At 32.5% G+C, this 12,867-nt stretch carries 8 protein-coding genes; 3 read left to right on the top strand and 5 right to left on the bottom strand.

Annotated features, from left to right (window positions below; translation table 11 throughout):
• Positions 1–154: 154 nt before the first annotated feature.
• From ACP7AT_RS05290 to ACP7AT_RS05280, 3 genes are all read right to left on the bottom strand, one after another.
• Positions 155–835 carry an Abi-alpha family protein gene (locus ACP7AT_RS05290; RefSeq protein ID WP_426063301.1) on the bottom strand — a complete coding sequence of 227 codons (681 nt, stop codon included), beginning with the start codon at positions 833–835 and terminating at the stop codon, positions 155–157.
• A gap of 869 nt (positions 836–1,704) precedes the next feature.
• A complete protein-coding gene (locus tag ACP7AT_RS05285) occupies positions 1,705–2,643 on the bottom strand; it encodes an STING domain-containing protein (protein WP_426063300.1) in 939 nt (312 codons plus the stop codon).
• Complete coding sequence (locus ACP7AT_RS05280; RefSeq protein ID WP_426063299.1) at positions 2,640–3,695, bottom strand: nucleotidyltransferase domain-containing protein; 1,056 nt, start codon at positions 3,693–3,695, stop codon at positions 2,640–2,642. The genes ACP7AT_RS05285 and ACP7AT_RS05280 overlap by 4 nt, the downstream gene beginning before the upstream one ends.
• Positions 3,696–4,906: 1,211 nt before the next feature.
• Between ACP7AT_RS05280 and dnaK the strand changes: the two genes are divergently transcribed.
• The gene (dnaK, locus tag ACP7AT_RS05275; RefSeq protein WP_426063298.1) at positions 4,907–6,796 is read left to right on the top strand and encodes a molecular chaperone DnaK; all 1,890 of its coding nucleotides are present in this window, start codon (positions 4,907–4,909) and stop codon (positions 6,794–6,796) included.
• 87 nt (positions 6,797–6,883) lie between these two features.
• Here dnaK and ACP7AT_RS05270 read toward each other — a convergent pair whose 3' ends face one another.
• Positions 6,884–7,786 carry a Brp/Blh family beta-carotene 15,15'-dioxygenase gene (locus ACP7AT_RS05270; protein WP_426063297.1) on the bottom strand — a complete coding sequence of 301 codons (903 nt, stop codon included), beginning with the start codon at positions 7,784–7,786 and terminating at the stop codon, positions 6,884–6,886.
• 111 nt (positions 7,787–7,897) lie between these two features.
• Between ACP7AT_RS05270 and ACP7AT_RS05265 the strand changes: the two genes are divergently transcribed.
• Positions 7,898–8,623, top strand: coding sequence for a bacteriorhodopsin-like (locus ACP7AT_RS05265; RefSeq protein ID WP_426063296.1), 726 nt, complete (start codon positions 7,898–7,900; stop codon positions 8,621–8,623).
• Between the two features lie 262 nt (positions 8,624–8,885).
• Here the strand turns inward: ACP7AT_RS05265 and ACP7AT_RS05260 are convergent, their stop codons facing one another.
• Positions 8,886–11,447, bottom strand: coding sequence for a zinc-dependent metalloprotease (locus ACP7AT_RS05260; protein ID WP_426063295.1), 2,562 nt, complete (start codon positions 11,445–11,447; stop codon positions 8,886–8,888).
• Between the two features lie 341 nt (positions 11,448–11,788).
• On the opposite strand from ACP7AT_RS05260, the gene corA reads away from it, so the two are divergent.
• Positions 11,789–12,859 carry a magnesium/cobalt transporter CorA gene (gene corA / locus ACP7AT_RS05255; protein WP_426063294.1) on the top strand — a complete coding sequence of 357 codons (1,071 nt, stop codon included), beginning with the start codon at positions 11,789–11,791 and terminating at the stop codon, positions 12,857–12,859.
• The last annotated feature ends 8 nt before the right edge of the window (positions 12,860–12,867 follow it).

The raw sequence follows: 12,867 nt of genomic DNA, 5'->3' as shown, positions 1-12,867 counted from the left end.
CGCAACGAAACCCTAGCTGTTGGCAGTAGTATTTATTTTCGGCAAGCTTTTATGAATAATTTTCCCAACTCTGTAACTTCATAAAATCTTTTTTGGATTTCACATTTTGGATTATATTCTACATTTTTTGTATTCCATTCCTCATAAGAAACTATCAATTCAGAATATTTTTTTCAAGATTAATATACAGATCTTCGTCAACCTTAAAAGAATTGCCTTGTACTTCTATGATTTGTAAACTAACCAAATTGTCCAAATACAAATCTATATTATTTGGACAAATTAAATCTAAATCTTTTTCTAAAGCAGTTAAGTTCCATGCTTGTTTTACATATTCAGCGTGATTGTCTTTCGAGCGACTAACAATATTTATAAAAGGTATTGAATTTAGATTTTCAATATGATTTATAATTCTTGCTTCATCGACTGTCATTCTATCAATTATATGAATAAAAGTTGGGTGTGCTTCATTAATAGTATCTATTGAAGATGCTTTAGCTAATAAGCGTACATATAGGTCAGCAATTTCTCTATTAGTTACATACGTTAACCTATCAATAATTGGAATACCTAAAATTGTAGGTACATCTATCAATTTACTATTGTCTATTTTGTCTATTTTTTCTCTGTAAGCATCCAAAATTTTTGTGAAATTTATTTTCGCTTTTTCACTTGACAATTTTAATGGTAGTAAAATAGTATTACTAATTTCAAATATAGTTTCGAGAGCAATTCCAATTTTTTTGATAGAAGGTTGTGCACAATCTTGATAAATCATTGAGAGAACATTAGGTGATCCTTTAATCAATTGGTAAGTAGGTGAATTTTCTTCCATTTTCGGTTTTTTAATATTACTGCCAACGTCAGTTCGTCTAAAAACCTCTAAACGAATAGTATTTTGTTAATCAGTGAGTAAATATATGTGATTTAAACTACAATTAAAATTCTTTCTGGGAAAAGTCACTTTAGGAGTATCAAAATAAAACAGTCCATAAAAAGCTTTAAAAATTGCTCTTAGAACCCCAAAATACAAAGCCAATACTTTTAGATATTGTTTGAGTAGATTTTGGTCTATTAAATTAAATATTTCGTCGCAGTTTGTAGGCTGAAAAAATCAATCCAACATCAGCGGAGGCATGTTTGATGATTTTCTTAGTCATGATATAATAAAAGTCCCATTGGCGTTTTATCACTCTCCCGCGAAGAGCGGAACAGGCTAGGGAAGTTCCACTATAGCTTGCCTTCTGCGATACACTTAGTAATTGTTTTCGATTCTAACCTTGTTTTGATAAATCAAATGGGCGTATTAGGAGAGTTCGATGATTTTGCCTTTGGCATTTTTAGTGCATTTTGCGAAGAGTTTGCGATTTACACCGAATAGCAGTTTTTGACCACCGCGGTCCGCCTGCTTGGTATCTTGGCGGTAGCCAAAGTTCAAGTTCCTGTAAAAGCTGATTTTATGGGTAAGGGAATTTGTGTTTAAAAGTGAAGGAAAATATGAAAAAAACCAAGCTGAAACCACTCCGCAAAAAAAGAGGAACAAAATCCTATTGAAAATACCGCTACAATCTTTACGATAACTCCATAGTGTTCACGGCAGGTAATCGGTTCTCCCGTAAAAACGGGACAGGCTGTTCAACACGGGTTTCATTGTTGGTGCTGCGCACGCAACGAAACCCTAACTGTTAGTGGCTGGGCTTTTATTTATATTTCATTTTCACGTTTAACTGTAACCATTTCGTCAAAACCACCTTTTATCAAAAGTAATTTTAAAGTTGTTATAAAACGTCTTAATTCTCTATCAAGAATTGTATTGTAATCTGGACTTTGTTTATTAAAATCATTAGGCAACAAATTTGAAATTGCGTGATTTATTCCAGTTATGATTGTTGGAAATTCAATGAATTCTATTGTTTCATTTTTTATTTGTGTGTCAATACTAATTTGTCTTGGTCTACCTGAATACTTAAATGAAATGTTTTCTGTTGTAAACATTGACTTTAACTTTTCAAACTGCAAGTTTACATCTTGATTAATTCTATCAGGAACAATTATGTTTATTTTACATTTTTTATATAAAATACCATCTTTATTAAATCCATTATTGTCTATGATAAATCGGCATATTGGAATTATTAAATTCTCATAATATACTGATGCAAGAGTTGCAGAAGGGAAAAAATTAATTTCATCATCTGAACTAGCCTTGAATAAATCGCTAATTTGATTTACTGCATTTACGAGTGTTGTTTCATCGGTTTTGTCAAACCTTGCTAAAGTTAATCCATTAAAATCGGAAGGAAGTTTAATTTCTTTGTCAATTAAAAAGGCACATTTTGAAGTTCCCAGTCGACCTGTAAATAATCCAAGTTCAAAAAGCACATTATCTCGAGGTTGCAACATTTCTTTTCCACGAAACATTACTTTATCGTCACTTGTACCTAATAAAATTCCAAAATCAAATTGTAATGATGCTTTTAGCAAATCTGCTAAAAAATTTTGATTGATTTTAAAAATAGAAGTATCCCAAACGTTGTCGTTCCAAATTGTAACTTCAAAATCATTTTCCAAAATTGCTTTTACTTTTTCAGCAAGTTTTAACTCTTCGGAAGAAGAACCAATAAATAATTTCTTTTTTATCATAATCTTAAAATGTTTTTTAAATCTTGAAAAACACCTTCAACTTCCGCTAATAATTTTTTTAGATTTTCCTTTTTTGAAGTGTTTCCTCTAAATATGTATTCTCTACCGTCTACCGAAACTAAATTATCTGCTTTATTATCATCAGTAGCAATATTTTTCATTTGATTATATATAATTGGTACTAATTCATAAAACGAAAGAGTTTGATATTCATAAACACTAATGTCATAACAAATTGCATTGATGTCAAAACTACTTAAATCTATATTCTGTTCTGAATTTGCTTTGGTATTTTTTAAAAATCTTATCATTTTTTTTAACCTACCATTTGTAATTGAACTTCTTTCGTTTATCCGTTTTATACTTAAAAACGGATAATCTGCGTTTCCTCTTGAATTGGTATCTTTATTATAAACTTGTATTCCTCGATAATCGCCTTTGTCGTTTATTACAGATGTAACGTCATCATACCAATTCGCAATTACAACATCAACTTCACGATTTAGACTTAAATTTTTAATTTTGATAGATTTTGGTTTGGATTTGTCACAATTGCTATATACTTTGGATAGAATATTTTCGCTATCAATCCTTAGATTTCTCAAATCATCTAATTCGTTGCCTTGATACGTTGTGCCAGTAACTTCTTTTTCGAGTTTTGGTAATGACGAAAAGAATTTTACTCGTTGTTCTGAATTTTCTAAAAGTTTTTTGATGTTATAATTGTCTGGCTGGTAAAATTTTTCACAAATTGTAAGTAAATCTACATCGCTATATCCTTTTATGTGTGTGTCAGTCATAACAGAACCTTGATATTTAAAACTAACATTATTAAGTTCTTTTAATAAGTGTTCTTTTACTCTTTCACCTGCATCTTTACTTTTTTGAGTATATTCAGGTTCAACTCCTTTCATAGACAATCTTATGTATGTTAAAACTTCACTGTAGGAAATAGTAGAAAGTTCATCAGAAAATGTTTTTTTTAATGCAAAATGTTCAGGATTAATTCGTCCTTTCACACTTTCTATTAATTGCCTATAATTTTTTGCCATTTTTAATTTTTGTTTTGGTTTATTTCTTTTTTGGTGTGCGTTGCGGTAGCCTTGCCACTAACGTTCTCCCGCCTTGCGCCGTTTGCGACTTACGAAGACGAGTATTTTCGGCTAAACGAAAATACGTTAAAAAACGGTAATTCCACTAAATTCGCAAATGGCGCAAGACGTGTGTTAGCGGCTGTGCTTTTATTTACAGTTATTTTTTCTAAATTTATTTTTTACATATTCTATCAATACTTTTTTGCAATATTGATTTTTATTTTATTTGGGTTAAAGTGTGATTTTCCGTGCTTTTTGCTTGTTATTCTTTCCACAATTTCTCATTTACATATTTACATATTTCAGAACTTAAAACTTCCTTTGCGGATTTATCTTTTTGTGAATAAAATACAAAATGAGTAAAATACAGGATAATAATTAATTTCTTGTAGTATTAATTGATTAAAAGACTTTAAAAAAAAGTAATAATAAACAAATAATATAAAAACCATATTGTTACAAAAAATAGCCCAAAATATAAATTGTTTAAATTTTTACTTAAGTCCTTTTTAATAAAAAGTCGATAGAAAATCCAACCTATGAAAACAATTGTTAAACCTATTGCTACCCATCCCATATTTTAATTATTTTTATGATTAATTCTTAAATTTAATCTAATTTACTCTCGTTTTTTTTTCGCATAGCCACTAATAGGCGCGCGCTAGGCGCTGCTTCCAAGTTGCGCTTAGCGCGAAGTTGGGAGAAGTGCGCGCCTATTGGGAAAGATGCGTCGCGCATTTTTCCCAACTTGTATATTCTCGCTACAAACTAGCGCATATACACCCAAAATCGGTATGCTTTGCGCTACAAATAGCTTTTCTATCTTTCCGCTAATGTAATTAATATATTACGAATTATTGATATTGAAATTTTAAAGTAATCGAATAAAAATAAATGAACTTAGGAATCAGATTTCCTAGCCCCGATAGCAGCGGCATCCTTTTCTTTTTTTCTTAAAAAAGAAAAGATATAGCGAATAGCGGGAATCAGCTCCTAATTACGACTTCCGCCAAAATGAAAAACCCAATGAAATGTCATCTTGTCAGATTTTTTTACGCCAATTTTAACACAAACTGACAATTCAATAGGCCGTTTTGTATTGGCACAAAGATTGACTTATCGATTCCGAGTCATTAAAACATGTATACAAAAAATTAAATATATTAAAAATGGGTAAAATAATCGGAATTGATTTAGGTACGACCAACTCTTGTGTTTCTGTAATGGAAGGTAATGAAGCAGTTGTTATTCCTAATGCAGAGGGAAAAAGAACAACACCATCTATCATCGCTTTTGTTGAAGGTGGAGAAATTAAAGTAGGAGATCCTGCTAAAAGACAAGCGGTAACTAATCCAACAAAGACTATTGCTTCTATCAAACGTTTTATGGGTCATTCTTTTTCAGAAATTACAGCTGAAGCAAAAAGAGTTTCTTATTCAGTAGTAAAAGGGGACAACAACACACCACGTGTGGATATTGATGGTCGTTTATACACTGCTCAAGAATTGTCAGCTATGACACTTCAAAAAATGAAAAAAACAGCTGAAGACTATTTAGGTCAAACTGTTACCGAAGCAGTTATTACTGTTCCAGCATACTTTAATGATGCACAACGTCAAGCTACAAAAGAAGCGGGTGAAATTGCAGGTCTTAAAGTAATGCGTATTATCAACGAACCTACAGCTGCTGCACTTGCTTACGGTTTAGATAAAAAAGGTAAAGATCAAAAAATTGCTGTTTACGATTTAGGTGGAGGTACATTTGATATTTCTGTTCTTGAATTAGGAGACGGAGTTTTCGAAGTATTGTCTACTAATGGTGATACTCACTTAGGTGGAGATGATTTTGACCACGAAATTATTGACTGGTTAGCTGACGAATTTAAAGCTGAAGAAGGTATTGACTTACGTCTTGATCCAATGTCATTGCAACGTTTGAAAGAAGCTGCTGAGAAAGCAAAAATTGAATTGTCTTCTTCTGCTGAAACTGAAATCAACTTGCCATATGTAACTGCTACGGCTTCAGGACCAAAACACTTAGTTAAAAAATTAACTAGAGCTCAATTTGAAAAATTAACTGATTCATTAGTGAAACGTTCTATGGCACCAGTTGCTAAAGCGTTGAAAGATGCAGGTTTAACTGTTTCAGATATTGACGAAGTTATTTTGGTTGGAGGTTCTACTCGTATGCCAAGAATTGCTGAAGAGGTTGAAAAATTCTTTGGTAAAAAAGCGTCAAAAGGAGTAAACCCTGATGAGGTTGTTGCAATTGGAGCAGCTATTCAAGGTGGAGTTCTTTCTGGAGATGTAAAAGATGTATTGTTACTTGACGTTACACCTTTATCTTTAGGTATCGAAACTATGGGTGGTGTTTTGACTAAATTAATTGAGTCTAACACAACTATTCCAACTAAAAAATCTCAAGTTTTCTCTACAGCTGCAGATTCTCAACCAACAGTTGAAATCCACGTTTTGCAAGGAGACAGAGCCATGGCAGTTGACAACAAAACTATCGGTCGTTTCCATTTAGATGGTATTCCACCAGCTCCAAGAGGTGTTCCACAAATTGAAGTAACTTTTGATATTGATGCTAATGGTATCATCAAAGTTTCGGCTACTGATAAAGGAACTGGAAAATCTCACGATATTCGTATTGAAGCTTCTTCTGGATTGACTTCTGAAGAAATTGAAAGAATGAAAAAAGATGCAGAAGCTAATGCTGACTCTGACAAACTTTTAAGAGAAAGAGCAGAAAAATTGAATGAAGCAGACGGAATGATTTTCCAAACTGAAACTCAATTAAAAGAATTAGGTTCTAAATTATCTGATGAAAACAAAGTTGCTGTAGAATATGCATTAACTGAATTGAGAATGGCACACCAATCTCAAGACATCCCTGCAATTCAAACGGCTCTTGACAACATCAACGCTGCTTGGAAAAAAGCAACTGAGGCGATGTATGCTCAAGGAGAACAAGGTCAAGGAGAAGCACAACCGCAAGGGGATGCTGCTACTCAAGGTGACAATGTTGAAGACGTTGAATTTGAAGAAGTAAAATAATAATTTCCCGTAAAGATGCACTGCGGTGCATCGTTACTGTTGATTTAGAAAACCGTTTGCCTTTGGTAAACGGTTTTTTTATGCGTTTTATTTTTTAGTTTGTTTTTTACCTCGAAACATTTCTGTAATTACTGCTGCATGGGGAAATGTTATAGCAGCTAAAAAAGAGAAAAATAAAGCATTAAAGAGCTGTTCTCCTTTGCACAAATAGTAGATTAATGTGATTCCTAATATTGAAATGAACCAATAAATTCCTGCTGCTCTACAATAGGCAATAAAATATTTCATGGAAAAAGAGCCATTCAAAAATTTAATTTGGTCAATTATAGAAGGAATACTGTGCCACAAGACAAAATATATAGCGAATCCCCATATTAGACTGGAAGATTTAAAAAGGATTGCAAACAGAACCAAATAGAAGAATTCCAAAAGCAGTTTACTTCTGATTTTTTCTGATTTCCAAAACAAATAAGCACTTAAACCGATAAAAACGATGCCTGAAATTTGCAGTAGTAAAAATAAAGACTGGCTTGGTATACTAATATTTGCGATGTTCAAGATGATATTTTGCACTTCACCAGAGTGAAAATTAAACAATAACAATAAAATTACAAATCCGTATAAAAATTGGAACAGTATTACGAGCCATTGTGGAAATTTATGCTGAATAAAAGTTTGCCATTGCTGTTCTCCAAAATGGTACGCACTCACAATAATGAATAATAGAAGCGCCACATAAGGTATTGTATAAAACAAAAGTATACCTGTTAAAACTACAGCAATATAATACCCTAATGTTTTTAGTCTTGAATTGGATTGTTTTGTGGTATCGATATTTTCAATTAAAAGTAGATCATTTGCACCATGCAAAATACCAAAAGTAAAAATTAGGAGGAAACCCAATATTATCTGAAGCTTATCTGTTAAAAAAGAGTCCATCCACAACCCTAAAAAACTGGCTACAATTGCAATATTTGAATAATTTTTCATAAATTTTAATTATCGTTTAAAATTAGTCAAAAAATATTAAACAAAAATCATTTTTTATTGTTTAACTTTTACTATATTTGAGTAAACAAAAACCATTAAAATTATTTATTTATGACAAATTTTATGTTTATTTCAGGATTAGTCGGAAAATTATCCCCAACCGATTACGTAGGTTTTACATTTTTTGTGGGCTGTATGGCAATGATGGCCGCTTCGGCATTTTTCTTTTTATCCTTGAGCCAATTTGATAAAAAGTGGCGTACTTCAGTATTAGTATCAGGGCTAATAACCTTTATTGCTGCGGTGCATTATTTCTACATGAGAGATTATTGGGCTTCATTTGGTGAATCGCCTACATTTTTTCGTTATGTAGACTGGGTACTGACCGTACCGTTAATGTGTTTAGAATTTTATCTGATACTAAAAGTAGCAGGAGCAAAACAGTCATTATTATGGAAAATGATTATTTACTCGGTGATCATGTTAGTAACAGGTTACATTGGTGAGGTTATTTCACCGGAAAATGCAGCATTGTGGGGATTCATCTCTGGAGTAGCTTATTTTTTAATCGTATACGAAATTTGGTTAGGCGAAGCTGCAAAATTAGCGGCAGCAGCTGGAGGCGAAGTACAAAAAGCACACAAAATTTTGTGTTGGTTTGTACTTGTTGGTTGGTCTATCTATCCATTAGGATACATGATGGGGACATCAGGATGGTACAACGGATTTATACCAGCTGGTAATATTGACGTCGCTTATAATATTGCTGATGCGATCAATAAAATTGGTTTTGGTTTAGTAATCTACAGTTTAGCTGTAAAATCTTCAAAAGATTAATTATTTGCTTTAAATTTAATATTTATTTTGTTAAAACCGGACTAGAAATAGTTCGGTTTTTTTGTGGTGTAAATGAAATAAAATACCCGACCTATTTTGAAATAAGTCGGGTATTTTAATTCTATCATTATTGTTATTTATCACGCAGAGACGCACTGAAGTGCGTTTTTACAACGTACATTTCTACAAGAAACACTACATTAAAGTCACATTTAACAAAAAAAGGGAAAATATTGTTTGAACATTTTCCCTTTTTAATTTATTATTTAGGATCTAAAGCTTCACCAATTCTAGATATTAAATCAAGTACATGGTATTTACTAATTCGGTCTGACATTCTAGCGGAAGACATTTTTAAATCATTTTTAAGTGAATTCAATTGACCTCTGGCAATAGAAGGTAAATCTGTTTGGGCTAAATTCACTCTTCTGGTATTGAATCCGTACGTTACACCAACTGGTACCGACCTTACTTCTGCATTGCCAGGCTTGAGTAAGCCAATCATTTTATCTACGTATAATTTCTGAATGTTTCTGCGATACATATCGATAGAACTGTTGCTTTTCAATTCAGAAAAAATTCCTTTATTCAAATCAGTAATTAATTCGTCTACTGAATAATTGTCTTTACTCGCCGTTGAGGTTTCTAAAAGGCGAACCATTCTGTCACCGGCTAACAAGCTAGTTAGTGTTGCATCCTGCATTCCTTTAATAGCTTCAACACCACTTTCCGGGTTTATTTTTGAAAGAACGTTTTGATCTAATAGCCATTTTGGAGTGGTAAACAATTGCGTATTTAAGAATGCCACAGCATCTTTTTGGATACTTTTTGGCACTACTTGAAACTGATTACCAGACATGTCATAGGTTTTTGGAGAATCGTAGATTCCACCTACGTTTTTAGTAACGTGTCCCATGTATCTTCTGAATTGTCCTGTAAGTGCGCCATAAAGCTCATCTAATTCAGCATAACTTTCACCATCTTCTTTTGTCCATTCTAATAAATTAGGCAGAATTCTTTTCAGGTTTTTTATTCCATATTCAGAGGCTCTCATTGCATTATCACCAATATCTTCTGTTTGGTATCTTGGATCATAAGGACTTGTTTCAGAACCGAACCATAAGCGATTGTTTTTGTACGCTTCCTTAGTCATTTCGTTTAAGAAAGCTTTCTCTTGCGTTTCATTTTTAGTGTCTTCAAAATAAGAATATCCCCATTTGATAGCCCATTTGTCATAATCTCCAATTCTAGGAAATAAAGTTGTAACGTTATCTTCAGGTTGTGCAACATAATTAAAACGTGCATAATCCATGATAGATGAAGTATGACCGTTTTTCGCTTGGTAATCTTTATCTCTAAGTTTTTCAACCGGAGTGGCCGAACTCGCACCCATATTGTGACGCAATCCTAAAGTATGTCCTACTTCATGAGAAGAAACAAAACGGATTAATTCTCCCATTAACTTATCATCAAACTTTTTTGATCTTGCGGCCGGATCAACAGCGGCAGTTTGAATCAAATACCAGTTTCTTAAAAGACTCATGATATTGTGGTACCAACCAATGTGGCTTTCTAAAATTTCACCGCTTCTTGGATCGTGAACGTTTGGACCATAAGCATTTTGAATTTCAGCTGCGAAGTATCTTAAAACAGAAAAACGAGCATCTTCCAAGCTCATTGTTGGATCATTTTCTGGCCAATATTCTCCTCGAATAGCATTCTTCCAACCTGCTCCTTCAAAAGCGATTTGCCAATCGTCAATACCTTGTTTGATGAATTTTCTCCATTTTTCCGGAGTCGCAGGGTCAATGTAATATACAATTGGTTTCAAAGGTTCAATTAATTCACCCTTTTTTTGTTTTTGTGCATCTTCAGGTGATTTAGGCTCTAAACGCCATCTCACAGCAAATACTTTGGTATCTGATTTTTGAGATTCTTCTTCAAATACACCATATTGGTTTGCAAAATAGCCTACACGAGCATCAAATTCTCTTTTGCGCATCGGATTTTTTGGCAATAAAATCATAGAAGTATTCATTTCTACAGTAACTACTCCCGCATCTAAAGCGGATGGTAAATCAACTCCAATTTTTGGTGTTGGTGTCGTATTGATTTTTGGGGGTGTTGTTGTGAAGGTTTTTACACTTCTAATTTCAGTGTTTATTGGAAAGCTACTTACTTTGGAGATAAACGATCTGTCTTTTTGAAACGTTTGGATGTTTAATAATTGTTTCTTAATTGGATCCAAAGAAAAAGTTTGAACATCAGCATCGAAAGTTGTTGCTAAATCTACTACATAACCAGTAATCTTTCCAGTTTCATCTTTTTTGTACGCCAGAACATCATAATTTCCAATGATTGGGTCAGAAGTTGAATTTTTAACCGCCTGAGCCATTGGTTTATCTTCATCCGGTGTCATAATAACGTAAGTAATTGATCGGAGCAGGATGTTGTTATTTAATCCTTTTTCCCATCGAACTACCTGTCTGTTGATTTCTTCTCCACCAAAAATTCCACCACCGGCCGGAGTTTTAGAATATCGGGTAATGGTCATCATTTCGCTTCCTAAAATTGAATCTGGAATTTCAAAAAGGTATTTGTTGTCTACTTTATGAACATCAATAAGTCCTCTTTGCGTAACTGCACTTGAATCAATGACTTTTTTGTACGGTTTAGGTTCTTTCTTGGCGTCAGAAGCCTTGGTATCCACTTTGGCAATAGCATTTTTATCTGCTTTTCTTTTTTTTCGACTTTGAGCGAATGTCTCTGGAGCTGAAAATATCAGCAGAAATACAATAAATAAGGTTAATTTTTTTTTAAGCATTTGGTTCAACATAAAATAGTTAATAATTAGTTTTCAGTGCGTAAATAGGAGAATTTTCTATTTATTCGGCATTAATCTTCAAATCTATTGATATATTTTTAAAAATATATATTTTGAAAATGCAATTTTGAATAATTAACATAAATTAACATTCGTGGAATATGTAATTATTTATTATGCTTACATGATTTTTCTCATAGAAGAGATGGTTATTTCTGTGTATTTTCGCTTTAAAATTAATAAATAGTTAGGCATAACTTTTGATTTTAGCAATGCCAAAAGGCGGAAGTAGCCGTACTTTTGATTTTTTATTGTATTATTACTTTATAAATGATTTTTGAATGAGAAAAATTAAATACAAGAAAGGAAAGAAATTGCAACCTTACAATCTGGAATATACAGGGATTCACAAAACCAAAGATTCAGAGATGCAATTATTTGTTTACGATGATTTGAATTTAGAAGAATATGAGGATTTTAAGGTTTCTAATTTAGACAACTATATAGAAAAACAAAAAACGAATTGGGTAAATATTCACGGTTTAAATAATGTGGAATGGCTAAAATCTATTGGAAATTATTTTAAAATAGATAATTTCATGTTAGCCGATATTTTAAATACAACAAGAAGAACTAAACTTGAAGAATCACACGAATTTTTATTCTTTAATATCAAATCACTTTTACCTGCAGAACATTCAGATAATATTAGTGTTGAACAAATAAGTTTTTTGATAAAGGATGGTGTTTTAATTTCTTTTCAAGAAAAAAGAAGTGATTTTTTTACTCATATTCGGGAGCGGATTCGCACACATTCCGGCTTAGTGCGAGAGAAAAAAGCGGATTATTTGTTGTATATTCTGCTGGACGCTATTATGGAAAATTTCTACATTACTTTAGAAAATGAAGAAGACAAAGTAGAAGAGTTGATCAATCTTACCAAGAAAAGTGTAGATCCAATAATTTTAGAAAAGATTGAGAAACACAGGGATAATTTTAATTTCTTAAAACGATCCATCATTCCGCTGCGCGATTCTTTATATGATATTAAAAGCGTCAAGGACGACAATATTTTTAATGCTATGGAATCAGATACTTTCAGCTTTTTTTCTCGATTGCACCAAAAGAGTTTAGAACTTTTAGAACAAATTGAATCGGATATGGGATCATTAGAAAGTGCGTCAAATTTCTTTTTTTCGGCACAAACTCACAAGATGAATGAAATTATGAAAACGCTTACCATCGTTTCGGCAATATTTATTCCGCTTACTTTTATTGTGGGAGTGTATGGTATGAATTTTGAAAATTTGCCTGAACTAAAATATCAATATGGTTATCATATTGTGATGGGAATCATGCTTTTGATTGTGATGGGAATGATAATCTATTTTAAAAAACGCCGTTGGTTTTAATACGTAAA

The sequence above is a fragment of the Flavobacterium sp. DSP2-3-1 genome, assembly GCF_049896865.1.
In the GTDB taxonomy this organism is placed as follows: Bacteria; Bacteroidota; Bacteroidia; order Flavobacteriales; family Flavobacteriaceae; genus Flavobacterium.
Note: the sequence above shows the minus strand (reverse complement) of the source record. Positions and strands in the feature narration are given on the sequence as shown.